The organism is Streptosporangium sp. NPDC006930 (genome assembly GCF_040635605.1).
Taxonomy (GTDB): domain Bacteria; phylum Actinomycetota; class Actinomycetes; order Streptosporangiales; family Streptosporangiaceae; genus Streptosporangium.
Map to the genome: position 1 here is coordinate 16,185 of NZ_JBEYID010000014.1, position 24,968 is coordinate 41,152.

Genomic DNA, 24,968 nt, shown 5'->3' on the forward strand with positions numbered 1-24,968 from the left:
CCGAATGGCTCGTCGCGCTTTTCCCCGCGCCCTCGCGGGTGCCCTCGCCGGCGCGTTCCTCGGCGCGGTCGCCGCGCGCGCCGCGTACGCCGCCTTCACCCGCAGGCCTCCGGTCGGCGACACGGAGACCTGGGCCCGCACGAACCACAGGGGTGAGCCGATCACCCTGCTTGAGGGCCCGGCGTTCGTCGCCGGTGCCGGTGCCGCCGCGGCGGCGATCCCCGGGCTGCCCGGCAGGGTCCGCGTGGCGGCGCTGCTGGCGGTGGCTGGCGGTGGTGGGCTCGGCGCCTACGACGACCTGTACGGCGCGACCTCGTCCAAGGGGTTCAAGGGGCATCTGAGCGCCCTGGCCAAGGGCGAGGTCACCAGCGGGGCCGTGAAGCTCCTCGGTATCGGTGCGACCGGCCTGGCCGCGGCCGCCCTCACCTCCCGTCATCCCCTCGACGTCGCCGTCAACGGCGTGTTGATCGCGGGGAGCGCGAACCTGGCCAACCTCTTCGACCTGCGGCCAGGTCGCGCCGTCAAGGTGGGCCTCCTGGCCGGAGCGCCCCTGCTCGCCGCGGGGCTGCTCGGAAACGATCCGGTTTCGGCCACCGTGGTCGCGCTTCCCATGGGGGCCGCCGCCGCGTTGCTGCCCGAGGACCTCGGCGAGCGGGCGATGCTCGGTGACGCGGGGGCCAACGCGCTGGGCGCGCTGCTCGGGCTGGCCGCGACCATCACCCTGGGGCGTCCGGGGCGCCTGGTCGTGCTCGGCACCGTGGTCGCGCTGACCGCGGCCTCGGAGAAGATCAGCTTCACCAAGGTGATCGCGGGCAACCCCGTCCTGCACCGCCTCGACATGCTCGGCCGTCGCCCTGTGGAGCAGGCACCCGCCACCCGATGAGCACGAGGATCGCACGAGGGGTCGCGGGAGCGGCGCTCCTCATCGGAGTCGTGACCGTCCTGGCCAGGCTCGTCGGTTTCGGCCGCTATCTCGTCCAGTCGCAGAGCGTCGGCAACAGTTGCCTGGGCACCGCCTACAACACCGCCAACTACGTGCCCAACATCGTCTTCGAGCTGGTCGCGGGCGGTGTACTGGCCGGGATGGTGGTGCCGGTGCTGGCCTCGGCGGCCTCCAGGTCCGATGACGACCCCGAGGCCAGGGCGGAGGTGAGCAGGACCACCTCGGCGCTGCTCACCTGGTCGATGCTCGTCCTGGTGCCGCTCACGCTGCTCATCGTCGCGTTCGCGGGGCCGATCGTCGCTCTGCTCGTGGCGAATCCGGCCCCGTGCGACCTGGCGGACGTCGTCGAGGCCGGCACCGGCCTGCTCGTCGTCTTCGCCCCCCGGATGATCTTCTTCGGCCTGGCCGTGGTGCTGTACGGGGTGCTCCAGGCCCACCAGCGGTTCATGGGCCCGGCCCTGGCGCCGCTGGTCTCCAGCCTGCTCATCGTCGCCTCCAACCTGTTGTTCGAGGCGGTCAACGAGGAGGCCGCGAGGGACCTGTCGCAGCTCAGCGGCGCCGGGCAGTTGTCGCTCTCCCTCGGCGCGACCGTCGCCGCCGCCGCGATGGTGCTCACCGTGATCGGCCCGGTGGCCCGGCTGCGGCTGAGGTTGCGGCCCTCGCTGTCGTTCCCGCCGGGCGTCGCGGCCAGAGCGCGGAGTCTCGCCACCGCGGGTCTCGCCGTGCTGATCGCGCAGCAGATCGCGCTGATCGTCGTGATCCGCCTCGCCAACGAACTGGGCGGCGAGGGTGCGATCGCCGCCTACACCTACGCCTGGGCGCTGTACCAGCTGCCGTACGCGGTGCTCGTGATGCCGATCGCCACCAGCTCGTTCCCCGTGCTGTCCACCCGCGCGGCCGAGGGGGACGCGCCGGGTTTCGACACCCTGACCGCCTCCACCACCCGGGCCGTGCTCCTGGTCACGGGGCTCGCGGCCGGGGTGATGGCGGCGGTCGCCGTACCGGTGTCGAGCGTGTTCCTTGAGGGGACCCCGGGCGGCGACCCCGCCGAGATGGCGAGGGGTGTCGCGCTGTTCGCGCCGGGCCTGGCCGGCTACGCGCTCATGCTGCACCTCGCCCGCGTCCTGTACGCCTGCGGGCGGGGCCGGTCGGCGGCTGTGGCCTCGGTGACCGGGTGGGCCGTCGCACTGGTGGCCCAGATCGCGCTCGCCCGCACCGCGGGGAATCCGGCCGACGTGGTCGGGCTGCTCGGGCTGGGCAGCACCGTCGGTATGACCGTCGGCGGGCTGCTCCTGGTCGTCGCGGTGCTTCGCACCAGGGGAGCGGCCGCGCTGGCGGGGGCGCCACGCACTCTCCTCGCGACCGTGGCCGGCGGTGCCGCCGCCTGGGGAGCGGGGCTCACCCTGGTCAACGCCTTGGGTGCGGTGTCCACGTGGGAGTTCGTGGCGGCGGGCCTGGCCGCCGGTGTGGCAGGTGTGGTCGCTTTCGCGGCCGTGGCCGTGATGATCGACAGACAGGACGTCCAGGCGCTGGCGGCGAGGCTCCGCCGAGGGGCAGCGAAGGAGGGGGGCCTTTCCGATGGCTGATCAGGGCAGACGGGTGGCACTCGTACTGGGGACGAGCGCGGGAGGGGTCGGCCGGCACGTGGCGATGCTGGCCGGAGGGTTGGTGCGCGGCGGCCACCGGGTGGTCGTGGCGGGCCCGCCGAGTACGGAGCGGGCCTTCGGCTTCGCCGCGCTCGGTGCGCGCTTCGTGCCCGTGCCGATCTCCGACCGGCCTCGCCCGGCCGGCGACCTGCGGGCGGTCCTGGCGCTTCGCGCGTTGCGCGGGGCGCACGTCGTGCACGCCCACGGGTTGCGGGCCGGGGCTCTGGCGGCGATCGCGCTGGCAGGGACCGGGACAGGCCTGGTGGTGACCCTGCACAACGCCGCCACCGCGGGCGGTGCCGTCGGCGCGGTCTACGGCCTCCTGGAACGGATCGTGGCCCGCCGCGCCGACCGGATCCTGGTCGTCTCCCCCGACCTGGGGGAGCGGATGGCCCGCCTGGGGGCCACGCGTGTCGAGGCCGCGGTCGTACCCGCACCCCCGTTGCCCCCTTCGGGACGCGAGCCCGGCGACATGCGACGAGAGCTCGGGGTGGGAGATCGGGTGATCTTCCTCACGGTCGCGAGGCTCGCCCAGCAGAAGGGCCTGGAGACCCTGCTCGACGTCGCGAAGACCCTGCGCGGGGCTCAGGAGGCGGAACCTACGCGGGGAGCGACCCTCGTCGAGCCTGGGTACGGCCGGATCGCCCGGGAGCGTGCGCCCGAAGTCGTGTTCCTGGTGGCGGGGGAGGGGCCGCTGAGGGGGGAGTTGCAGGGGCGGATCGACCGGGAGAACCTGCCGGTGCGGTTGCTCGGCGACCGCGCCGACGTGGGGGATCTGCTCGGGGTGGCGAGGGCGCTGGTGGTGCCGAGCCGCTGGGAGGGGCAACCCCTCACCGTGCAGGAGGCCCTGCGGGCGGGAACGGCGGTCGTCGCCACCGCCGTGGGGGGCGTCCCCGCGATGGTGGGAGAGGCCGGGCTGTTGGTGCCGTACGGGGATGTCGCCGCGATGCGCGACGCGGTCGCGAGGGTGCTCGCCGACGACGAGCTCGCCGGGGAACTGGCCGGGGCCGCCGCCCTGCGGGGCCGCGAGCTGCCGGGCGCGGCAGAGGCGCTTGGGGCGGTGCTCGCGGTCTACGCGGGGCTCTCCGGCTGAGAGCGCGCGGGGTTTCGCGTGGCTCGTTCGATCAGAGAACCGCAGAAGGAGGGCACTCGGTTCCGCGGGGAGAAAAAGGCGTGCGCCCGGTCCTGGGAGGGAGCCGAAAGAGCCGGAAGGGGCCGCCTACAGGCGATTTCGGGGCCGATGGAACAAGCGGGGGGGGCGCGAGGTTGGATTAGGCGACACCATGCCAGACGCCTATACTGGCGTGGTTAGGGGGGGAGTATCCCTTCGCGGCAGTCTCGTCATCACGGTGTTGTCTCGCTCCACGAGGCCCCCGGGGCTGTCGGTCCGCATCGTCGATCCGCTTCACATCGACCTGGTTCCACGCGGGCGGGAGAGACCTCCGGCAGTCTGTCATGCGCGCCGCCGGAGGTTTATCAACCGTGAATGTTCCTGTCTGGGTCTGGCTCGCCGTGATCGGCGGCCTCCTGGTCGTCCTCGCCTTCGACCTGTGGATAGTCGACCGAGGCGAGCCCCGGGAGTTCTCCCTCAGACAGGCCGGGTTCTGGGTCGGTTTCTACGTCACACTCGCGGTGCTCTTCGGCATCGGGCTGTGGGTGATCGCGGGTCCCACCCCCGCGGGCCAGTTCATCGCCGGGTATCTCACCGAGTACAGCCTGAGCGTCGACAACCTCTTCGTCTTCTACATCATCATGACCCGCTTCGCGGTGCCGAAGATATACCAGCACAAGGTGCTGCTGATCGGCATCGTGATGGCGCTGGTCATGCGCGGCATCTTCATCGCGATCGGTGCCGCGGCGCTGGCCAACTTCGGCTGGCTCTTCTACGTCTTCGGTGCGTTCCTGATCTACACCGCCGTCCAGCTCGTCCGTCAGTTCGGCGAGGAGGAGCACCTTGAGGAGAACGCGGTGCTGCGCTGGGCCCGGCGGGTGCTCCCGCACACCGACGACTACGTGGGCGCGAGGATCACCGTCAAGGTCGACGGCAAGCGCCTGGTCACCCCGCTGCTGATCGTCATGATCGCGATCGGCACCACCGACCTGCTGTTCGCGCTCGACTCGATTCCGGCGATCTTCGGCCTCACCACCGACGCCTTCATCGTCTTCACCGCGAACGCGTTCGCCCTCATGGGATTGCGCCAGCTTTACTTCCTGCTGGGTGGACTGCTTCAGAAGCTGGTCTACCTCAGCTTCGGTCTTGCGTTCATCCTCGGTTTCATCGGGGTTAAGCTGATCCTCGAGGCGCTGCACTCCAGTGGTGTCTCCTGGGCCCCCGAGGTGCCGATCTGGGTGTCGCTGTCGGTGATCGTCGTCACGATGGCCGTCACCACGGTGATCAGCTTGATCAAGGTCCGGCGTGACGCCCGCGCGGGCAAGGAAAACACCGCCCCGGCGAGTGTCGAGCAAGGCTAGCGAATCGGCGTGTGAGGCGCTTTGCTTGTCTCATTGCGCCTTATAAAGGCTAAGAGATGGGTAACATCCTGCCCCAGAGCGGGTAGACATACCGGTCTAATGCCGCAAGACATCACAAAGGTTCCCTGTGTCCCACGATTCAGCAAGCCACATACCAGGTCCGTTGGGCCTGGCACGTGGCGTCTCCCCGTGGTTGCTCCCGACCGTCGCCGCCGCCGCCGTGACCTCACTGCTCAGCCGCCGTGACCGGCGCTGGGCGCTAGCTGCGGTTCCGCTGACCGCGCTCAGCGGTGGGATGCTCTGGTTCTTCCGCGATCCAGATCGCACTCCGGGCACCGGGCGGATCCTGTCGCCCGCGGACGGCGTGGTGCAGAGCATCGACCCGTGGCCGGACGGCCGCACCCGGGTAGCGATCTTCATGAGCCCGCTCGACGTGCACGTCAACCGGGCGCCGCTCGCCGGCACGGTCACCTCGGTGGAGCACGTGTCCGGGGGATACCTGCCCGCGTTCAACAAGGACAGCGACACCAACGAGCGGGTCGTCTGGCACCTGGACACCGCTCTCGGCGACATCGAGATGGTCCAGATCGCCGGCGCGGTCGCGCGCCGCATCGTGCCCTACGTGGCCGAGGGGGCGAAGGTGGCCAAGGCCGAGCGGATCGGCCTGATCAGGCTCGGCTCTCGGGTCGACGTCTACCTTCCCGAAGGAGTCGCGCCCGCTGTCTCCGTGGGCGAGAAGACGGTCGCGGGGGTGACGAGCCTTGACCACGGCTGACGCGAGCTGGCCGATGGACGAGACGGACGACGAGCCGCGAGGACCGGTAGGTAAGGCGTTTCGCCTCTCGGCCGCCGACTCCCTCTCCCTGGGCAACGCTCTCTGCGGCTTCCTCGCGGTCTGCGTGCTCGCCTGGTCGGCCATCAGCTCGCTGCAGGAGGCCAAGCCCTTCGCGGCGGACCCCCGGTTCTTCGGCACCGCCGTGGTGCTCCTGCTGATCGGCGCCACCTGCGACCTGTTCGACGGCCTGGTGGCGAGGAAATTCCGCGCCTCGGCGATGGGCGCGGAGCTGGACAACCTCGCCGATGTGATCAGTTTCGGCTTCGCTCCCGCCTTCATGGTGGTCATCTGGGCGGGGTTCAACCAGCAGATCCCCTTTCTGCTCGTGATGGCGGCGGCGTCGTCGGTGCTGCTGGCCGGCGTCATCCGGCTCGCGCGCTTCGCCTCGGTGAAGACCAAGAGCGGTGACTTCATGGGGTTGCCCATCCCGATGGGCGCGATGACCGTGGTCTCGGTCGTGCTGCTCTTCCCCCCGTCGGTCTGGACGATTCTGCCGGTCTTCGGCGTGGCGTACCTCATGGTGAGCCGGATCGAGTACCCCAAGCCCAAGGGCAACCTCGCCGCCGCCGTGCTCGCCTGGATGATGATCAATGTTGCCTGCCTCACCATCTGGGTCGCGGGCCTGGCGGGCGGCGACACGCTGATCAAGGTCGGGGCCGTCATGCAGATGACGATCGTGGCGGCGATCCCGCTGCGGGTTCTGATGTTCAAGCGGGAGAAGCGCAAGGAGCAGCGCAAGGCGTCCGCCGGGGTCGGCTGAGGCCTGAGGCCGCCCGGAGGATGTTCACCCGGGCGGTGGGGCGATGGTCGCGGACACCCCATGCCGCGACCCGTTCTCGCCCTGGAATGTCCCGATCTGCTTTCCCCGTCCGGCGCGGGTGCGTTCAATTGCCTCATGGCAACCGAGCCACATGAGCACACACGCACCTATTTCCTCGGCATGCTCGCTCGCGAGTTGGAGCTGAGAGGCATGAACGTGACGCTCAGGCGGAGCCCGCCGTCGTTGCGGGTCACCGATCCCGAGGCCGCGATGTTCAGCGAGACCCTCGACTGCGTACCGCTCGCCGAGGGCTGGTTCTACCGCTGGTCATGGGGCGATCTGGTCGAGCGGGTGGAGGACCCCTCCAAGGCCGCGGATCGGATCCTCCGGGTCTTCGGCGGCTGACGCCCGGAAGCCCGGAGGGAGCGGCCACGGTCTTCCCGCCGGGCGGGCGTCGGTCTCGGCCTCCGGTGGCGGTCACCGGCCGTGTCCGGGCGGTGCCGAGGGGCCGATCACGCGGAGGCCTGCCACGCCCGCGTCCGGTGGCACCGGGTGAGGGAGCGTGGCGAGACGGTCACCAGCCGCGTTCGCGCCACTCGGGCAGCGAGGGGCGTTCGGCGCCGAGCGTGGTGTCCTTGCCGTGGCCCGGGTAGACCCAGGTGTCGTCCGGCAGCCTGTCGAAGATCCGCTCCGACACGTCGGCGAAGAGCTGGGCGAACCGCTCGGGATCCTTGTTGGTGTTGCCGACGCCGCCGGGGAAGAGCGAGTCGCCGGTGAACAGGTGGCCGGGGTAGTAAAGGGCGATCGAACCGGGGGTGTGCCCGCGCAGGTGGATCACCTCCAGGCTGACCACGCCGACGGTGACCCCGTCGCCGTTCTCCACCTCCAGATCCACCGGCACCGGCAGTGCCCCCGCGTCGAGCGGGTGGGCGATCACCGAGGCACCGGTCGCCCTGGCGACCTCCTCCAGGGCCTGCCAGTGGTCGCCGTGCTGGTGGGTGGTGACGATCTTGCTGATCGGCTGGTCGCCGATGAGCTCAAGCAGCCGGTCGGGCTCGGCGGCCGCGTCGATGAGGGCGCCGTCACCGGTCTGGGTGCACCGGATCAGGTAGGCGTTGTTGTCGAACGGGCCGACGGCCAGTTTGGCGATCGTCAGGGCGGGCAGTTCGCGCAGGTCGGCGGGGCCGCCGACCTGTACATCACCGGTGTACGTCACGGATTCTCCTCGGACGGGGTCGCGGGAAGGCGGGGCGGCACGCGCTCCGCCCTCGTCACCATCATCATCGCGCCCGGCGGGCGGGACGGGGCATAAGGGGGGTGTTCACGTCGTTGAAATCGTGGGCCACCTGCCATATCCGGGGGGAGACCGTACTCTGGAGGCGGCGGGAAAACGACTCCGGACGCCGGTCCGGAAAGACTCCGAACGCCGGTCCGGAAAATTGTCGGCCCCTCTCGCTAGTCTTCCCGCGACTACTTCCAACCCTCTATCAACGACGTCGGGACTGCTGTGGCTGACCGCCTCATCGTGCGTGGTGCACGTGAACACAACCTCAAGGACGTCTCGCTGGATCTTCCGCGAGACGCTCTGATCGTCTTCACCGGGCTGTCCGGCTCGGGCAAGTCAAGCCTGGCCTTCGACACGATCTTCGCCGAAGGTCAGCGCCGCTACGTCGAATCGCTGTCGGCGTACGCGCGGCAGTTCCTCGGGCAGATGGACAAGCCCGACGTCGACTTCATCGAAGGACTCTCACCCGCGGTGTCGATCGACCAGAAGTCGACGAGCCGCAACCCCCGTTCCACCGTCGGCACGATCACCGAGGTGTACGACTACCTGCGCCTGCTGTGGGCGCGCATCGGAAAGCCGCACTGCCCGCAGTGCGGGCGGGCGATCGCGAGGCAGAGCCCCGAGCAGATCGTCGACCGGGTGATGGAGTTGGAGGAGGGCACCCGCTTCCAGGTGCTCGCCCCGGTGGTCCGCGGCCGCAAGGGCGAGTACGCCGAGCTGTTCAGCCAGCTCCAGGCCAAGGGGTTCGCCCGCGCCCGCGTCGACGGCACCGTGGTCCGCCTGGACGAGCCGCCGACGCTGAAGAAGCAGGAAAAGCACGACATCGAGGTGATCGTCGACCGTCTGGCGGTGAAGGAGGGCGCGGCCAGCCGCCTGACCGGCTCGGTGGAGACCGCCCTGGGTCTGTCGGGCGGGACGATCACCCTGGAGTTCGTCGACCTGCCCGAGGACGACCCCAACCGCGAGCGTTTCTACTCGGAGCACCTCTACTGCCCCTACGACGACCTGTCGTTCGAGGAGCTGGAGCCCCGCTCGTTCTCGTTCAACTCACCCTTCGGCGCCTGTCCCGAGTGCACGGGCCTGGGCGTCCGGATGGAGGTCGACCCCGACCTGATCGTGCCCGACCCGGAGAGGCCGCTGGGCGAGGGCGCGCTCTCGCCGTGGGCCGGGGGCCACACCAGCGACTACTTCGAGCGCCTCGTCGAGGCGCTCGGCCTGACCATGGGGTTCGGCCTCGACACCCCGTGGGAGCGCCTCCCCAAGAAGGCGCAGAAGGCCCTGCTGTACGGCCACGACGAGCAGGTCCACGTCCGCTACAGCAACCGCTACGGCCGCCAGCGCTCCTACTACACCACTTTCGAGGGGGTCATCCCCTGGGTGCAGCGCCGCCACGGCGAGTCCGACAGCGACGGCATGCGCGAGAAGTACGAAGGTTACATGCGGGAGATCCCGTGCCCGGCCTGCAAGGGGGCGAGGCTCAAGCCGGTCTCGCTGGCCGTCACGGTCGACGGCCGCTCGATCGCCGACGTCTCGTCGATGTCGATCGGCGACTGCGCGACGTTCCTGGCGGGGCTGAAGCTGTCGGAGCGCGACATGCACATCGCCGAGCGGGTGGTCAAGGAGATCAACGCCCGGATGGGCTTCCTGCTCGACGTGGGCCTCGACTACCTCACCATGGACCGGGCCTCCGGCACCCTCGCCGGTGGCGAGGCGCAGCGCATCCGGCTCGCCACCCAGATCGGCTCGGGACTGGTCGGGGTGCTGTACGTGCTGGACGAGCCCTCCATCGGCCTGCACCAGCGTGACAACCAGCGGCTGCTGGAGACCCTGATCAGGCTGCGCGACATGGGCAACACGCTCATCGTGGTCGAGCACGACGAGGACACCATCGCCGCAGCCGACTGGGTGGTCGACATCGGCCCCGGGGCGGGGGAGCACGGCGGCCAGGTCGTCGTCTCCGGCACCGTGGCCGACCTGCTCGCCTCGGAAGACTCGATGACCGGTGCCTACCTGTCGGGTCGCAGGACGATCGCGATTCCCGCCACCCGCCGCAAGCGCGACAGGAAGCGGCAGATCACCGTGAAGGGTGCCCGTGAGCACAACCTCAAGGGCGTCGACGTGGAGTTCCCGCTCGGACTGCTGACCGCGGTCACCGGTGTCTCGGGCTCAGGCAAGTCCACCCTGGTCAACGACATCCTCTACAACGCGCTCGCCAAGGAATTGAACGGTGCGCGCACCGTCCCGGGCCGCCACGCCCGGGTCAACGGGATGGACCTGGTCGACAAGGTCGTGCATGTCGACCAGTCGGCGATCGGCCGCACGCCCCGGTCCAACCCGGCGACCTACACCGGCGTCTTCGACAAGGTCCGCGACCTGTTCGCGCAGACCACCGAGGCCAAGGTCCGCGGCTACCAGAAGGGCCGCTTCAGCTTCAATGTCAAGGGCGGCCGGTGCGAGGCCTGCTCGGGAGACGGCACCCTCAAGATCGAGATGAACTTCCTGCCGGACGTCTACGTGCCCTGCGAGGTCTGCCACGGGGCGCGCTACAACCGGGAGACCCTGGAGGTTCACTACAAGGGCAAGACGATCTCCGAGGTGCTCGACATGCCGATCGAGGAGGCCCTGGACTTCTTCGACTCCATTCCGGCGATCAAGCGCTACCTGAAGACGCTCAACGACGTCGGCCTGGGATACGTCAGGCTCGGCCAGCCCGCCACGACTCTGTCCGGCGGCGAGGCACAGCGCGTCAAGCTCGCCTCGGAGCTGCAGCGCCGCTCCACCGGCCGCACGATCTACGTGCTCGACGAGCCCACCACCGGCCTGCACTTCGAGGACATCCGCAGGCTGCTGGGCGTCCTGGGCAAGCTCGTCGACGGGGGCAACACGGTCATCGTCATCGAGCACAACCTCGACGTGATCAAGACCGCCGACTGGCTGATCGACATGGGGCCCGAGGGCGGCTCGCGGGGCGGCAGCGTGCTCGCCACCGGGACGCCCGAGGAGGTCGCCCTCGTCGACGAGAGCCACACCGGCCGCTTCCTGCGCAAGATCCTCGGCAGCTGAGGGCCGGATTCGGGACCGGGTTCCCCCGTCAATACCCTGGACGAGGGAGCCCGGTTCCGATCGGGGATGACATTGCGAGAAGGGCCGCGATGAGCATGCAGGAAACCTCCGCCATGCCCGCGCGCAGGCAGGTGATCGCCGCCGCGGGGGCCGTGGCGTGCGGTGCGGCGCTGGCGGGGTGCGCGAGCGGGGAGTCCGCCGCCGCCATCGTGCCGCCGGGGATCAAGGGGAAGGTCATCGCGCGGACCGCCGACATCCCGGTGGGCGGTGGCAAGGTGATCACCAAGTGGAAGATCGTGATCACCCAGCCGACCTCGGGGGTGTTCAGGGCGTTCACGGCGAGCTGCCCGCACCGGGGGTGCGCGGTCGGAAGGATCGGGGACGGCGTCATCCGCTGCCCCTGTCACGGCAGTGAGTTCGCGGTCGACTCCGGAGAATGCCTCAAGGGCCCGGCTGAGGCGCCGCTGGTCCAGTACGCGCTGAAGGTCGAGGGCGACGGAATCATCGTGCTCTGACGGTTCGTGCCGACCTCTCCTCCGGGGAGGCGCGGATCCGCCGGGTCGGGCCTGGTTCGCCGGGGCCGAGGCCCGTGCCGAGGGTTTGGAGGGGGTTCTCCGGATGGTCCATGAAGAGGGCCGAGGGAGTAATTCTTCACAGTCTCCTGACACGATGTGCGGCAAGCTGAACCGTCATCGGGGTGCGAGCCGTACCTGAAGATGATGATTCTGGAGGATATAGATGACTGAGACGACACGTCGTACGGTGATATTCAGCGCCGGTGGGGCCGGGATGGCCGCGGTGTTGACCGCGTGCGGGGGCTACGGGGAGCCGGCGGAGAGCGGCGGGGACACCTCCGCGACCTCCGCGTCGCAGGCGCCGGAGGCGGCCGAGACGAGCGCGGGTGCCGACTCGGGCGGCTCCGCGAACGCCCTGGCCAAGACCTCGGACATCCCCGAGGGAGGCGGCAAGATCTTCAAGGACCAGAAGATCGTGATCACCCAGCCGGCCGCGGGCGAGTTCAAGGCGTTCAGCTCCGTCTGCACCCACCAGGGGTGCGACGTCGACAAGATCGAGGGCGACACCATCGACTGCCCCTGCCACGGCAGCAAGTTCAAGATCACCGATGGTTCCGTGGCGAACGGCCCGGCCACCGACCCCCTGGAGGAGAAGGCGATCAAGGTGGACGGCGACTCCATCGTCCTCGCCTGATCCCCGTCCGCCGCGAGCCTGCCGCCGGGGAACGTCCCGGCGGTGGCGGGCGTCTCACGCGGCGGTTCCAGTACGGCCAGGAGCACCTGTAGGAAGCGACGGGCGTCGCGTGAGGCCGTACCCCGGTCCCGGGCGGGGGCCGGGGTACGGCCCGGCCACCGACCTTGTCTGAGCGGAAAGCTGTAAGGAAACGTGTCGGTCCGGGCCGATAGGCTTTCCGTGTGGCGAGATCTGTGGGTGGTCCGGTGAGTTTCCGGCCGAAGCCGGGGTCCATCCCCGAGTCCCCCGGCGTCTACCGGTTCAAGGACGCGGAAGGCCGGGTCATCTATGTCGGCAAGGCCAAAAGCCTGCGCCAGCGGCTCAACTCCTACTTCGCCGACTTCGCGGGCCTGCATCCGCGCACCCAGACCATGCTCACCACCGCCGTGGACGTCGACTGGACGGTCGTCGGCACCGAGGTCGAGGCACTCCAGCTCGAATACTCCTGGATCAAGGAGTACGACCCGCGGTTCAACGTCAAATACCGCGACGACAAGTCCTACCCCTACCTCGCGGTCACGATGGGGGAGGAGTTCCCCCGGGTCCAGGTGCTGCGAGGCGCCAAGCGCAAGGGCACCCGCTACTTCGGCCCCTACTCCCACGCCTGGGCGATCAGGGAGACCGTCGACCTGCTGCTGCGGGTCTTCCCGATCAGGAGCTGCTCGGGCGGGGTCTTCAAACGGGCCGCGCAGATCGGCCGCCCCTGCCTGCTCGGCTATATCGACAAGTGCTCGGCCCCCTGCGTGAGCCGGGTCACGGCCGAGGAGCACCGGGCGCTGGCCGACGACTTCTGTGAGTTCATGGCGGGCAACACCGGCCGGTTCATCAAGCGGCTGGAGCGTGAGATGCGCGAGGCCGCCGTCGAGCAGGAGTACGAGCGGGCCGCCAGGCTGCGCGACGACATCCAGGCGCTGCGGCAGGCGATGGAGAAGCAGGCCGTGGTCCTCGGCGACAACACCGACTGCGACGTGGTCGCCCTCGCGGAGGATCCGCTGGAGGCCGCCGTCCAGGTGTTCTACGTCCGCGGCGGGCGCATCAGGGGCCAGCGCGGCTGGGTGGTCGACAAGGTCGAGGATGCCGCGCCGGGCGAGCTGGTCGAGCAGTTCCTGCTGCAGATGTACGGCGAGGCGGCCGCCGAGGCGCTGCCCAGGGAGGTGCTGGTTCCGGTCCTGCCCCCCGACGCCGGAGCGGTCACCGAGCTGCTCGGCGAGCACCGCGGGGCGCGGGTGGAGATCAGGGTCCCCCAGCGCGGCGACAAGAGATCGCTGATGGAGACCGTCGAGCGCAACGCCGTCGAGTCCCTGAAGCAGCACAAGCTGAGGCGGGCCAGCGACCTGACCGCGCGCAGCAGGGCGCTGCAGGAGGTCGCCGACGCCCTCGACCTGGACCAGGTGCCGCTCCGCATCGAGTGCTACGACGTCTCCCACATCCAGGGCACCGACGTGGTGGCCTCCATGGTGGTCTTCGAGGACGGCCTGGCACGCAAGAGCGAATACCGCAGGTTCTCCGTGCGCTCCACCGAGGGCGATGTCGCCTCCATCTACGAGGTGATCTCCCGCCGGTTCAAGCGCTACCTGGAGGAGCGCTCGGCCACCGGAGAGCTCGACACGGACACCGGGGCCGATCCCGCCGACGGGCCGGCCGCAGGCCCTGCCGAGGAGGCGGCCGAGGGCGCGAGCGGAGGGCCGGGCGCGGGCGACGGGCCGCCGACCCGCACGTCACCGGGCATCGACCCGGAGACCGGCAAGCCGCGCAAGTTCGCCTACCCGCCCAACCTCGTCGTCGTCGACGGAGGTCCAGCCCAGGCCGCGGCGGCCCGCAGGGCGCTCGACGAGCTGGGCGTGGACGACGTGGCGGTGTGCGGGCTGGCCAAGCGACTGGAGGAGGTCTGGCTGCCCGGCGAGGACCTGCCGGTGATCCTCGCCCGCTCCAGCGAGGCCCTGTACCTGCTCCAGCGGGTACGCGACGAGGCCCACCGCTTCGCCATCACCTACCATCGATCCAAACGGTCGAAGAGTGTCAAGGAAAGCGCTCTGGACGAGGTCCCCGGTCTCGGCCCGGCCCGCAGGCAGGCGTTGATCAAGCATTTCGGATCGGTGAAGCGGCTGCGGGAGGCGACCGCGGCACAGATCTGCGAGGTTCCCGGGATCGGCCCCTCGACGGCCGAGACGATCGTGTCGGCCTTGAAGGGGCAGAACCCATGAGCGAAAGAGAGCCCGCGTTCGTCCTCGTCACCGGAATGTCGGGGGCGGGGCGGAGCACCGCCGCCAAGGCCCTGGAGGACCTGGGGTGGTTTGTCATCGACAACCTGCCGCCCGGGTTGCTGTTCGCCATGGCCGAGGAGGCGGGGCGGGTCAAGCTGGCCGCGGACAAGGTGGCCGCGGTGGTCGACGTGCGCAGCCTCGCCTTCACCAGCGACCTCAACAGTGCGATCGAGGAGTTGGAGGGGCGCGGCGTCGCAGTGCGCGTGGTGTTCCTGGAGGCGAGTGACGAGGAGCTGGTCCGCAGGTTCGAGAACGTCCGCCGCCCGCACCCGCTGCAGGGCGACGGCCGCCTGGTCGACGGGATCGCCCGCGAACGCGGCATACTGCGCGAGGTGCGGGCGAACGCCGACCTGGTGATCGACACCTCCAACCTCAACGTCCACGAGCTCCGGGGGAAGATCGTCGCCTTCTTCGGCGGCGAGGACCGCCCAGGGCTGCGGGTCAACGTCGTCTCCTTCGGCTACAAGTACGGCCTGCCCGTCGACGCCGACCTGGTCGTCGACTGCCGGTTCCTGCCCAATCCCCACTGGGTCCCCGAACTCCGCCCGATGAACGGACTGGACGCTCCCGTACGGGAGTACGTTCTCAACCAAGCGGGTGCGAAGGAGCTCCTCGACGCCTACGAGGAGGTGTTCACCATCATCGCCTCCGGCTACACCCGCGAGGGCAAGAGCTATGCCACGCTCGCCGTTGGCTGCACCGGCGGCAAGCACCGCAGCGTCGCCATGGCCGAGCAGATCGGCGGGCGGCTGCGCGACAGGGGTGGCATGGAGGTGCAGGTGAGCCATCGGGATGTGGGCCGGGAGTGAACGAAGGTCTCAAGATCGTCGCGCTGGGTGGGGGACACGGGCTGTACGCCTCGCTGTCGGCGCTGCGGAGGGTCACCTCCCGGCTGACGGCGGTGGTGACCGTCGCCGACGACGGGGGCTCCAGCGGCCGTCTTCGCCGCGAGCTCGGTGTGCTCCCCCCGGGGGATTTGAGGATGGCCCTGGCGGCCCTGTGCGGTGACGACGAGTGGGGGCGCACCTGGAGCGAGGTCGTCCAGCACCGCTTCCGCAGCGAGGGCGACCTGCACGGCCACGCGATCGGCAACCTGCTGATCGTGGCGCTGTGGGAGCGGCTCGGCGACACGGTGCTGGGACTCGACTGGCTCGGGCGGCTGCTCGGCGCGCACGGGCGGGTGCTGCCGATGGCCTCGGTGCCGCTCGACATCGCCGCCGAGGTCGAGTTGGACGGCGAGGTGAGCACGGTACGCGGTCAGGTGGCCTGCGCGCTCACGCCCGGCAGGGTCCGGGCCATCTCGCTGCTCCCCGAGGACCCGCCGGCGTGCCCCGAGGCCGTCCGTGCGGTCCTGGACGCCGACTGGGTGGTGTTCGGTCCCGGTTCCTGGTTCACCAGCGTGCTGCCCCACCTGAAGGTGCCCGAGCTGGCCGAGGCGTTGCACGCCACCCGCGCCCGCCGCCTGGTCGCGCTGAACCTCGCCCCGCAGGCGGGGGAGACCGACGGATTCTCCCCCCAGAAGCACCTGGAGGTGCTGCGCGAGCACGCGCCCTCCCTGGAGATCGACGTCGTCGTCGCCGACACCGGGGTGATCGACGACCGTGATGAGCTGGACAAGGCCGCGGCCGATCTCGGGGGGAGGCTGGTCCTCGCCTCCGTGGCGGACGAGGACGGCTCCCCGCGACACGATGCACAACGTCTTGCCTCCGTCCTGGACGAGATTTTCCGTGAGAAGCGTTGATCCTGGTCAGCGGTGCTCAGGAGTGCGAGAAACTTCTGTGAGCCCGATTTATCTCGGGTCGCAAGGGGTCTGTATGGGGGAGGACGAACACGCATGGCGATGACAGGTGTGGTCAAGGACGAGCTGAGCAGGCTGCAGATCCTGAAGCCTTGCTGCCGTAAGGCCGAGGTGTCGACGCTGTTGCGGTTCGCGAGCGGGTTGCACCTGGTGAGCGGCCGGATCGTGATCGAGGCCGAGCTCGACACCAACGTCACCGCTCGGCGGCTGATCAAGGACATCGGCGAGGTCTTCGGGCACAAGGCCGAGGTGCTCGTCCTGGCCCCGGCCGGGCTGCGCAAGGGCTCGCGCTACCTCGTGCGGGTCTACCGCGACGGGGAGGCGCTCGCCCGCCAGACCGGTCTGATCGACAACCACGGGCGCCCGGTCAGGGGCCTGCCCCGCCAGGTCGTCGCGGGGGCGACCTGTGACGCCGAGGCGGCCTGGCGGGGGGCGTTCCTGGCGCACGGCTCGCTGACCGAGCCGGGGCGCTCGATGTCGCTCGAGGTCACCTGTCCGGGGCCCGAGGCGGCGCTCGCGCTGGTCGGGTCCGCGCGGAGGTTGAAGATCCACGCCAAGGCGAGGGAGGTGCGCGGCGTCGACCGGGTGGTGGTCCGCGACGGCGACGCCATCGGCGCGCTGCTGACCCGGCTGGGCGCCCACGACAGCGTGCTCGCCTGGGAGGAGCGGCGGATGCGCCGCGAGGTTCGCGCGACGGCGAACCGGCTCGCCAACTTCGACGACGCCAACCTGCGCCGTTCGGCCCGTGCCGCGGTCGCGGCGGGGGCGAGGGTCCAGCGGGCCCTGGAGATCCTCGGGGAGGAGGCCCCCGAGCATCTGGTGATCGCCGGTCGCCTGAGGGTGGAGCACAAGCAGGCGTCCCTGGAGGAACTGGGTCAGCTCGCCGACCCGCCCCTGACCAAGGACGCCATCGCCGGTCGCATCCGCCGCCTGCTGGCCATGGCCGACAAGCGGGCCCAGGACATCGGCGTTCCCAACACCGAGGCCAATCTCACCGTCGACATGCTGGCCCCCTAGGTCGTCGGGATCGCGCCGGCGGCAGCGGTCGTTCGGCCGGAAGGCCCGTGGCTCAGGGCTGCTTCCTGGGCTCGAAGTAGTTCGTGTGGTCGGCGGCCTCGCCCGGCTGCGGGACGGGCGAGGCGGCGCGGGCGTCGTGGGCCTCTCGGGCGGCCTTGACGCGCCTGTTCACGAAGCTGAAGCCCGCGTAGGCGGCGACCACCCAGAACAGCAGCGAGATGGGGTCCTGGCGCAGAAGCTCGGGGAAGGCGTCGAGCACCCGGGCGAGGGCGGGGCCGTAGTCCTCGCCGGACACCTGCGCCCAGGCGATGGTGGATCCGACGACCTGGCCGAGCGCGGCGCCGGCGAGGGAGAAGAAGGCGGCGAGCGGCGGCAGTACCGGGCTGGTCGGCTTCACCGCGATCATGGCGAGGCCGACGAGGAGACCGACGCCGATGGCGGCGAAGCCGATCTCGTACCCGCTGAAGGCGATGAGCGCGCCGTAGGCCGCGGCGCCGACGGCGGTGCCCAGCAGACCGGTGAGGATGCCGGGTAGAAGCCCGTTCGCCAGGTGTGGGTCGTTATCTGTCACAGCGGGTTCTCCCGGGGTTGTGGTGTTTGTAGTGACGAGTCGGGCACTTTACTTGAATGGTGCGATACCTGTTCGTGGGTTAGCGAATAACGGAGCACCCCCTCAAGTGGTCTAGGCCAATTTGGGTCCGATAAGGTTCGTGGTTGAGGTTTCAGCCAGCACCAAGTCGCCGGATCCGAGAGACCGGCGCATCGATGTACGAGGAGATCGGCACCGTGACCATCCGCGTAGGCGTCAACGGATTTGGCCGCATCGGCCGCAACTTCTGGCGCGCGGTCGCTGCCAGCGGCAAGGACATCGAGATCGTGGCGGTCAACGACCTGACCGACAACGCCACGCTCGCCCACCTGCTGAAGTACGACAGCATCCTCGGCCGTCTGCCGTACGAGGTCAAGAGCACCGCCGACGAGATCATCGTCGACGGCAAGACCATCAAGGCGTTCGCCGAGCGCGACCCCGCCAAGCTGCCCTGGGGCGACCTGGGCGTGGACGTCGTCGTCGAGTCGACCGGCTTCTTCACCGACGCCAACAAGGCCCGCGTGCACGCCGAGAACGGCGCGAAGAAGGTCATCATCTCGGCTCCGGCCAAGAACGAGGACGTCACCGTCGTGATGGGCGTCAACCACGACAAGTACGACCCGGCGAACCACACGGTCATCTCCAACGCCTCCTGCACCACCAACTGCCTGGCGCCGATGGCCAAGGTCCTCAACGACACCTTCGGTATCGAGAAGGGTCTGATGACCACGATCCACGCCTACACGCAGGACCAGAACCTGCAGGACGCCCCGCACAGCGACCTGCGTCGCGCCCGCGCCGCCGCGATCAACATCGTGCCGACCTCGACCGGCGCCGCCAAGGCCATCGGCCTGGTGCTGCCCGAGCTCAAGGGCAAGCTCGACGGCTTCGCGCTGCGCGTGCCGATCCCCACGGGCTCGGCCACCGACCTCACCGTCGAGGTCGGCCGCGAGACCACCGTCGAGGAGGTCAACGCCGCGCTCAAGGCCGCGGCCGAGGGCGAGCTCAAGGGCTACCTCACCTACAACGAGGACCCGATCGTCTCCTCCGACATCGTGACCGACCCGGCGTCCTGCATCTTCGACGCGCCCCTCACCAAGGTGATCGGCAACCAGGTCAAGGTCGTCGGCTGGTACGACAACGAGTGGGGTTACTCCAACCGCCTCGTCGACCTCATCGAGCTGGTCGGCGCCGACCTCTGATGAAGGACATCTCCGAGTTCGACGTGGACGGCCGGCGCGTCCTGGTGCGCGCCGACCTCAACGTCCCCCTGGAGGGGGACGTCATCACCGACGACGGCCGCATCCGCGCCTCGGTGCCGACGATCAAGGAGCTCGCGGGCCGGGGGGCCCGCGTGGTCGTCGTCGCGCACCTGGGACGCCCCAAGGGCAAGCCGAACCCGGAATACTCCCTCGCCCCGGTCGCCAAGCGGCTGGGTGAGCTCCTGGGTGCCGACGTCGCCTTCGCGACCGACGTGGTCGGCGAGTCCGCCCAGGCCGTCGTGGAGGCCCTCCAGGACGGTCAGGTGGCCCTTCTGGAGAATCTGCGCTTCGAGCCGGGCGAGGAGTCCAAGGACGACGAGGAGCGGGCCGCCTTCGCCGCCAAGCTCGCCGCCTTCGCCGACGTCTACGTGGGCGACGGCTTCGGCGCGGTGCACCGCAAGCACGCCAGCGTCTACGACGTGCCCGGCCTGCTGCCGCACGCCGCGGGCCGGCTCGTCCTGGCCGAGGTCGAGGTGCTCAGGAAGCTGACCGACGAGACCGAGCGGCCGTACGCCGTGGTGCTCGGCGGCGCCAAGGTCTCCGACAAGCTCGGCGTGATCGGCAACCTGCTCACCAAGGTCGACCGGCTCCTCATCGGCGGCGGCATGGCCTACACCTTCCTCAAGGCCCAGGGCTACGAGGTCGGCAGGTCGCTGCTCCAGGAGGACCAGCTCGACAAGGTGCGGGGCTTCCTCGACGAGGCGCGCAAGCGCGAGGTCGAGATCGTCCTGCCGGTCGACGTGCTCGCGGCCGTCGAGTTCGCCGAGGACGCCGAGTACGAGGTGGTCGACGCCACCGCGATCCCGGCCGACCGCGAGGGGCTCGACATCGGCCCGCGCACCCGCGAGCTGTTCGCGGGCAGGCTGGCCGACGCCAGGACGGTGTTCTGGAACGGCCCGATGGGCGTCTTCGAGTTCGAGGCCTTCTCCGGGGGAACTCGCGCGGTCGCCGAGGCGTTGATCGCCTCTGAGGCCTTCACCGTCGTCGGCGGGGGAGACTCGGCCGCGGCCGTGCGCAGGCTCGGCCTGGCGGAGGACGGGTTCTCCCACATCTCCACCGGTGGCGGGGCCAGCCTCGAATACCTGGAGGGCAAGACCCTCCCCGGACTCGTGGCGCTGGAGCGGTAGAAAGTGAACCCACGCGACGAGCGGAGCGGCCGGTCGACGACCGACGCCGCCCGCCCAGTGAACAAGGAGTGGTGAGCGAACGATGAGCACACCTCGTAAGCCGCTCATGGCCGGCAACTGGAAGATGAACCTCAACCACCTTGAGGCCATCGCGCACACCCAGAAGCTCGCCTTCGCGCTGAACGACAAGGACTTCGACCGGGTCGAGGTGGCCGTGCTGCCGCCGTTCACCGACCTGCGCAGCGTGCAGACCCTGGTGGACGGCGACAAGCTGCGGATCGTCTACGGTGCGCAGGACCTGTCGCAGTACGACGGCGGCGCCTACACCGGCGAGATCTCCGGGGCGATGCTCTCCAAGATCGGCTGCACCTTCGTGCTCGCCGGTCACTCCGAGCGCCGCCAGTATCACCGCGAGGACGACGACGTCGTCAACGCCAAGGTGCAGGCGGCCTACCGGCACTCGCTCACCCCCATTCTGTGCGTGGGTGAGGGCCTGGAGGTGCGCAGGGCGGGCGACCAGGTGGCCCACAGCGTCGCGCAGCTCGACGGCGCGCTCCGCAAGGTGAGCGCCGAGCAGGTCGCCTCCATCGTGCTCGCCTACGAGCCGGTGTGGGCGATCGGCACCGGCGAGGTGGCCACCCCGGACGACGCGCAGGAGGTCTGCGGGGCACTCCGGGCGCGACTCGCCGAGCTGTACGACGCAGAAGTGGCCGCCGGTGTCCGTATCCTTTACGGTGGGTCGGTCAAGTCTGACAACATCGCGGGCATCATGGCGCAGCCTGATGTCGACGGTGCCCTGATCGGTGGCGCGAGCCTCGACCCCGGGGAGTTCGTCAAGATTTGCCGTTTTGGCGAATTGTCGAACTGACTGAGCCATTCGGTGGGTGCGACTTGACAGCACGTCATACCCTCTTAGAGCAGGTTTGAATCGTCACGCCATCGGCGTACACAAGGGTCGTGCCCGGACGCGGGTCACGCGCACATAGGGAACAGGTCAACGGTGACAATCGGAATCTCCATCGCCCTCATCCTGTCGAGCTTGCTGATGATGCTGCTCGTCCTGCTCCACAAGGGCAAGGGCGGTGGCCTCTCGGATCTGTTCGGTGGCGGTTTCTCGTCGTCGTTCGGAGGCTCCTCGGTGGTGGAGCGCAACCTTGACAGACTCACCGTCATCACCGGTGTCGTCTGGTTCGTCTGCATCATCGCGCTGGGCCTGCTTCTGCGGCCCTGACCTGGCTTCGACAGGCGTGACAGTGGTTCAGTCCCCGCATCCCCAAGCGGCGGGGCCATCGAGCAAGGAGTTCATCCGTGGGTAGTGGCAACGCGATCCGTGGCAGCCGTGTCGGTGCCGGCCCGATGGGGGAGGCGGAGCGCGGCGAGGCGGCCCCCCGTGTGCGGGTGCCTTTCTGGTGCGCGAACATGCACGAGACGCGCCCCAGTTTCGCCAGCGACGCGGCCGTCCCCGAGTTCTGGGACTGCCCCCGGTGTGGTCTCCCCGCCGGTCAGGACGAGGCGAACCCGCCCGCCCCGCCGCGTAACGAGCCTTACAAGACGCACCTCGCGTACGTGAAGGAACGCCGCAGCGACAAGGATGGTGCGCAGATCCTCGCCGAGGCCCTGGAGCGGCTGCGCTCCTCCTCACGCCCGATCTACTAGCCGGACCCTCGGGTACGGCTCGACGGCGAGCACGCGGAAAGACCTCCGCGGGTGAAATCACCCGCGGAGGTCTTTTTGCGTTCCGGGTGGCTTTCACGATCGCCGGAAACCGGCTGCCGGGCCGGCCGCCGCGTTTTCTCGGCGAGCTCTGGTGCCGTGGATGGTCAGGGATGTCCTGGGTAGGGCCTGAAAGAGATACCCCCTTGCGCAGATATGGGCAGGTGGGGGGGTCGACATCGCCCCGGAGGTGGTCCCATGAAGGAGCAGCCAGGTACGCACGACCATCCGAAGAGCGCGCTGAACCTGCGGCTCATTCTGGCGATCTTCGGCCTGGTGGTCTGCACGGTTCTGGCGGTGTTCGCGGCACAGGGCGGATTCACCCTGCTCACCGTGGCCCTCGCCGTCCTGGCGGCCGTCGCGGTGGTGGACATCGTGGTGGTCGGGATCAGGATCGTCCGCAGGCGCCGACGCGGTGAGCGGCACACTCTGTTCGAGTGAACCGTCCGCCCCGGCCTTTTCGCCGGGCTCCCCGCCTTCTTGGTGGGCCTTCTTGGTGGGTTCGCGGCCGGGGACGGATGAGCCCGAAGACGACGGAAGCCCGGCCGAGGCCGGGCTTATCCGGAGACGGTGCTCTCAACCCGGTCCCTGGCCGGGTTGAGCAGCCGTCGCGCTGATCTCACATCCATCTGTTTATGGCCTGTTGGGGAAGTCCGGCCTGTTGGGCATGTCCGCCCGACCGGGCATGTCTGTCCTGTGGGAGGTGTCTCCTCGGTGGGAGGTGTTTCCCTTGTGTGACATTCCGGCCATCTTCTTGGTACCCATCGCCACCGCTCCCAGGCCGAGCAGGAGGATGACGATGCCGGTGACGACGTTGTTCCAGATGCTCCCCCTCGTCGCCGAGCCGGTGATCCAGGGAGCGATGATGGTCCAGATTCCGATGACCGGCGCGACCCAGCTGACCCCGTAGGTCCGGCCGTAGGCGGACGCGAAGGCCAGGGCCAGCGCGGCGACCACGATACCGGTGACGAGGTTGCTCACGGAGAGCCTGGACAGGCCGTTGAAGCCGACCACCCAGGGTGAGATCGCCAGATACAGGCCCGCCAGAAGGCCCAGTCCTTCGATGGCCTGGGCCACCGAACTGGAGCCCGCTCGTTCGTACCTCTCCCGCATCTCGATGAGATCGGGGTGATGTTCCAGGCTTGCGGGTCTCGTCATGACCCATGCCCCCTTCCGGTTTCACGCGAAATACGATCCGCTGTGAAAGCGAACTCCTACCGATATACCCGACATAAGCTCCAAACAGCCCAAATGGCTACAAATCTAGATAATGAAATCCTTAGGTTACGGAGATCCGAAGTAGTCCTCAGGCGCGCTGTTCCGGTCTTACACCCATGGACCGGGTATCGGCGGCGCTCCGGGAACCGACGTTGCGACCCCTCTCAGGGGCGATGAGGACCCTGGCCGAAGCTGAACGAGTACAACGAGTACATGGCCCTGGGAAGCACGTTGTGACCCCTCCTGGGGAGATCAGGACTCCGCAGGCGAAGCGAAGGAGGTGACCTGGCTTGGCCTGTCCTCGTCGCCTCCGAGAGGGATCCAAACGGTATTTTAAGGAACCGTTCAGGAGATGAGTTCGCTGTTTAGATAAGCGTGGAACTCCTTCGCCACCACGACCTTCATCGCCAACACCCCCGCCAAGGCCATCGCCTTCGCCCTCCCCACCCCTGCGGGAACTCGCCTGACCTGCCCGCCCCTCCTCCGCCTGGGCCGCCACTCAGCCCGTCTCCTGCTGACGGACCCCTCTGCCGCAACCGGACACGACCGGGACGGCTAAAACACCGCCCCGGGTCCAGAAAGCAGCGCGCCGGTCTGGCGGACCGAGCGGGTGGAGGCGTCTGTCAGCAGTCGCAACTGCAGTTGCAGCACTCGCAGCACCCGGAGCAGCCGTTGCAACACTGCCCGCAGGCGTCGCAGCCGCTGCCGTCGCAGCGCTCGCCGCACGACCTGTAGCGGTCCTCGTCCCACGGCGGCCGGTACAGTCCGCAGGTGCAGCAGGCCGCCGACATGCACAGCAGCGACAGCAACCCGCCGGGATCCGGCTTCAGCCGCGGGTCGCGAGGGGGTGCCTCGGGGCTCTCCCGCTCGGCCTCGCCGAAGACCCGGTCGACGGCACGGCCGGTCTCGGCGACCAGCAGGGCGTTGACGAGGCGACGTCGTTCCAGGTCCAGTTCGGCCACCGCGAGGCGCAGTCCGTGCGCGGCGTCGTCGCAGTGCCGCCGCGCGGCGGCCAGGTCGGTGCCCGAGGCCGTCAGCGGGTTGTAGGCTCCGCGCTCGCGATCGCGGGCGAGGTCCTCGACGGCGTCCAGCAGGTGTGCCAGGCGGCCGAAGTAGCGTCCGGCCTCCTCCAGGGTCTCCCGGTTGTGCGGCTTGCCGGCCAGTACGGCGGTGTGCCCGAAGGCGGCGGCGACCGCGGCCTCGGTGGGGGCGGTGAGCTGGAGCAGGCTCGGGTTCGGCAGGCGCTCCAGCCGGGTCTGCTCCTCGACCGCGGTGAGGAGTGGGGTGGGATCGAATCCGAGGGCGGCGGCCGTACCCGATCCGGCGGCCGACCAGCGGGCGGCCACCCGCCCCGCACCGGCCGCCACCAACCGGCGGGCGTAGATGCCGTCGCCGTCCTCGACGTGGTCTTTGACCTTTCCCGCGGCCAGGATCAGCGAGACCGCGGCGGCCAGCCGTACCCCCTCGGCCTGGGCGACGTCCGCGCCCTTGAACCCGCGCAGCGCGCAGGCGGCCGCACGTCGGTACGGTGAGGGGGCCGGTGCCTGTGCCTCGGTGAGTACGGACACCAGCAGACCGTCGTAGTTGGTCACCAGCCGGGAGGCGTGCCCGTGCTCATCCCGCAGGGCCAGGCAGAGCCCGCACAGGTGCGCCATCCACTCCTTGAACAGCCCGCCGCACATCCCGTGCCTGCATGGGCGAACGATTCCAAACATATGCCCCTCTTCC

At 69.5% G+C, this 24,968-nt stretch carries 24 protein-coding genes; 20 read left to right on the forward strand and 4 right to left on the reverse strand.

Annotated elements, in window-relative coordinates; all coding sequences use genetic code 11:
- Nucleotides 1–4 precede the first annotated feature (4 nt).
- The 7 genes from ABZ664_RS23780 (at nucleotide 5) to ABZ664_RS23810 (ending at nucleotide 7,061) form a co-directional block, all read left to right on the forward strand.
- Nucleotides 5–883 carry a hypothetical protein gene (locus tag ABZ664_RS23780; RefSeq protein WP_362513825.1) on the forward strand — a complete coding sequence of 293 codons (879 nt, stop codon included), beginning with the start codon at nucleotides 5–7 and terminating at the stop codon, nucleotides 881–883.
- Complete coding sequence (locus tag ABZ664_RS23785) at nucleotides 880–2,529, forward strand: lipid II flippase MurJ (RefSeq protein WP_362513828.1); 1,650 nt, start codon at nucleotides 880–882, stop codon at nucleotides 2,527–2,529. Before ABZ664_RS23780 ends, ABZ664_RS23785 begins: the two co-directional genes overlap by 4 nt.
- On the forward strand, nucleotides 2,522–3,682 hold the full coding sequence (locus tag ABZ664_RS23790) for a glycosyltransferase family 4 protein (RefSeq protein WP_362513831.1): 1,161 nt from the start codon (nucleotides 2,522–2,524) through the stop codon (nucleotides 3,680–3,682). Before ABZ664_RS23785 ends, ABZ664_RS23790 begins: the two co-directional genes overlap by 8 nt.
- A gap of 389 nt (nucleotides 3,683–4,071) precedes the next feature.
- Entirely contained in the window at nucleotides 4,072–5,061 is a 990-nt protein-coding gene (locus ABZ664_RS23795; protein WP_362513834.1) for a TerC family protein, read from the forward strand.
- 169 nt (nucleotides 5,062–5,230) lie between these two features.
- On the forward strand, nucleotides 5,231–5,836 hold the full coding sequence (locus ABZ664_RS23800) for a phosphatidylserine decarboxylase (protein WP_350947822.1): 606 nt from the start codon (nucleotides 5,231–5,233) through the stop codon (nucleotides 5,834–5,836).
- The gene (gene pssA, locus ABZ664_RS23805; RefSeq protein WP_350947794.1) at nucleotides 5,823–6,656 is read left to right on the forward strand and encodes a CDP-diacylglycerol--serine O-phosphatidyltransferase; all 834 of its coding nucleotides are present in this window, start codon (nucleotides 5,823–5,825) and stop codon (nucleotides 6,654–6,656) included. The genes ABZ664_RS23800 and pssA overlap by 14 nt, the downstream gene beginning before the upstream one ends.
- A gap of 135 nt (nucleotides 6,657–6,791) precedes the next feature.
- Nucleotides 6,792–7,061 carry a hypothetical protein gene (locus ABZ664_RS23810; RefSeq protein ID WP_362513839.1) on the forward strand — a complete coding sequence of 90 codons (270 nt, stop codon included), beginning with the start codon at nucleotides 6,792–6,794 and terminating at the stop codon, nucleotides 7,059–7,061.
- Between the two features lie 169 nt (nucleotides 7,062–7,230).
- Here the strand turns inward: ABZ664_RS23810 and ABZ664_RS23815 are convergent, their stop codons facing one another.
- On the reverse strand, nucleotides 7,231–7,872 hold the full coding sequence (locus tag ABZ664_RS23815; protein ID WP_350947792.1) for an MBL fold metallo-hydrolase: 642 nt from the start codon (nucleotides 7,870–7,872) through the stop codon (nucleotides 7,231–7,233).
- A gap of 291 nt (nucleotides 7,873–8,163) precedes the next feature.
- On the opposite strand from ABZ664_RS23815, the gene uvrA reads away from it, so the two are divergent.
- The 7 genes from uvrA to whiA all read left to right on the forward strand — a co-directional run bounded on the left by uvrA (nucleotide 8,164) and on the right by whiA (nucleotide 17,331).
- Nucleotides 8,164–11,004 carry an excinuclease ABC subunit UvrA gene (gene uvrA, locus ABZ664_RS23820; RefSeq protein WP_350947791.1) on the forward strand — a complete coding sequence of 947 codons (2,841 nt, stop codon included), beginning with the start codon at nucleotides 8,164–8,166 and terminating at the stop codon, nucleotides 11,002–11,004.
- An 89-nt stretch (nucleotides 11,005–11,093) separates the two neighbouring features.
- Nucleotides 11,094–11,519, forward strand: a complete 426-nt coding sequence (locus tag ABZ664_RS23825) for a Rieske (2Fe-2S) protein (protein ID WP_362513844.1) — start codon at nucleotides 11,094–11,096, stop codon at nucleotides 11,517–11,519.
- A 223-nt stretch (nucleotides 11,520–11,742) separates the two neighbouring features.
- The gene (locus tag ABZ664_RS23830; protein WP_362513847.1) at nucleotides 11,743–12,213 is read left to right on the forward strand and encodes a Rieske (2Fe-2S) protein; all 471 of its coding nucleotides are present in this window, start codon (nucleotides 11,743–11,745) and stop codon (nucleotides 12,211–12,213) included.
- A 233-nt stretch (nucleotides 12,214–12,446) separates the two neighbouring features.
- Nucleotides 12,447–14,456: an excinuclease ABC subunit UvrC gene (uvrC, locus tag ABZ664_RS23835; RefSeq protein WP_362514358.1), complete on the forward strand. Its 2,010-nt coding sequence runs from the start codon at nucleotides 12,447–12,449 to the stop codon at nucleotides 14,454–14,456.
- On the forward strand, nucleotides 14,453–15,325 hold the full coding sequence (gene rapZ, locus ABZ664_RS23840; protein WP_362513850.1) for an RNase adapter RapZ: 873 nt from the start codon (nucleotides 14,453–14,455) through the stop codon (nucleotides 15,323–15,325). The genes uvrC and rapZ overlap by 4 nt, the downstream gene beginning before the upstream one ends.
- Before the next feature lie 14 nt (nucleotides 15,326–15,339).
- Nucleotides 15,340–16,257 carry a uridine diphosphate-N-acetylglucosamine-binding protein YvcK gene (gene yvcK, locus ABZ664_RS23845; RefSeq protein ID WP_362514361.1) on the forward strand — a complete coding sequence of 306 codons (918 nt, stop codon included), beginning with the start codon at nucleotides 15,340–15,342 and terminating at the stop codon, nucleotides 16,255–16,257.
- A gap of 93 nt (nucleotides 16,258–16,350) precedes the next feature.
- On the forward strand, nucleotides 16,351–17,331 hold the full coding sequence (whiA, locus tag ABZ664_RS23850) for a DNA-binding protein WhiA (RefSeq protein ID WP_362513853.1): 981 nt from the start codon (nucleotides 16,351–16,353) through the stop codon (nucleotides 17,329–17,331).
- Between the two features lie 52 nt (nucleotides 17,332–17,383).
- On the opposite strand, the gene ABZ664_RS23855 is transcribed toward whiA, so the two are convergent.
- Nucleotides 17,384–17,902: a hypothetical protein gene (locus ABZ664_RS23855; protein ID WP_362513856.1), complete on the reverse strand. Its 519-nt coding sequence runs from the start codon at nucleotides 17,900–17,902 to the stop codon at nucleotides 17,384–17,386.
- A 215-nt stretch (nucleotides 17,903–18,117) separates the two neighbouring features.
- Between ABZ664_RS23855 and gap the strand changes: the two genes are divergently transcribed.
- The 6 genes from gap to ABZ664_RS23885 all read left to right on the forward strand — a co-directional run bounded on the left by gap (nucleotide 18,118) and on the right by ABZ664_RS23885 (nucleotide 22,463).
- Nucleotides 18,118–19,122, forward strand: a complete 1,005-nt coding sequence (gene gap, locus ABZ664_RS23860) for a type I glyceraldehyde-3-phosphate dehydrogenase (protein WP_362513859.1) — start codon at nucleotides 18,118–18,120, stop codon at nucleotides 19,120–19,122.
- The gene (locus ABZ664_RS23865) at nucleotides 19,122–20,309 is read left to right on the forward strand and encodes a phosphoglycerate kinase (RefSeq protein WP_362513864.1); all 1,188 of its coding nucleotides are present in this window, start codon (nucleotides 19,122–19,124) and stop codon (nucleotides 20,307–20,309) included. The genes gap and ABZ664_RS23865 overlap by 1 nt, the downstream gene beginning before the upstream one ends.
- An 82-nt stretch (nucleotides 20,310–20,391) precedes the next feature.
- Complete coding sequence (gene tpiA / locus ABZ664_RS23870; protein WP_362513869.1) at nucleotides 20,392–21,177, forward strand: triose-phosphate isomerase; 786 nt, start codon at nucleotides 20,392–20,394, stop codon at nucleotides 21,175–21,177.
- A gap of 132 nt (nucleotides 21,178–21,309) precedes the next feature.
- Nucleotides 21,310–21,540, forward strand: coding sequence for a preprotein translocase subunit SecG (gene secG / locus ABZ664_RS23875; protein ID WP_030905020.1), 231 nt, complete (start codon nucleotides 21,310–21,312; stop codon nucleotides 21,538–21,540).
- A 77-nt stretch (nucleotides 21,541–21,617) separates the two neighbouring features.
- The gene (locus tag ABZ664_RS23880; protein ID WP_012892502.1) at nucleotides 21,618–21,965 is read left to right on the forward strand and encodes an RNA polymerase-binding protein RbpA; all 348 of its coding nucleotides are present in this window, start codon (nucleotides 21,618–21,620) and stop codon (nucleotides 21,963–21,965) included.
- Between the two features lie 255 nt (nucleotides 21,966–22,220).
- Nucleotides 22,221–22,463: a DUF6343 family protein gene (locus tag ABZ664_RS23885; RefSeq protein ID WP_362513878.1), complete on the forward strand. Its 243-nt coding sequence runs from the start codon at nucleotides 22,221–22,223 to the stop codon at nucleotides 22,461–22,463.
- 192 nt (nucleotides 22,464–22,655) lie between these two features.
- On the opposite strand, the gene ABZ664_RS23890 is transcribed toward ABZ664_RS23885, so the two are convergent.
- On the reverse strand, nucleotides 22,656–23,180 hold the full coding sequence (locus ABZ664_RS23890) for an SPW repeat protein (protein WP_362513883.1): 525 nt from the start codon (nucleotides 23,178–23,180) through the stop codon (nucleotides 22,656–22,658).
- Nucleotides 23,181–23,863: 683 nt separating this feature from the next.
- Complete coding sequence (locus tag ABZ664_RS23895) at nucleotides 23,864–24,955, reverse strand: DUF5685 family protein (RefSeq protein WP_362513888.1); 1,092 nt, start codon at nucleotides 24,953–24,955, stop codon at nucleotides 23,864–23,866.
- Nucleotides 24,956–24,968 lie beyond the last annotated feature (13 nt).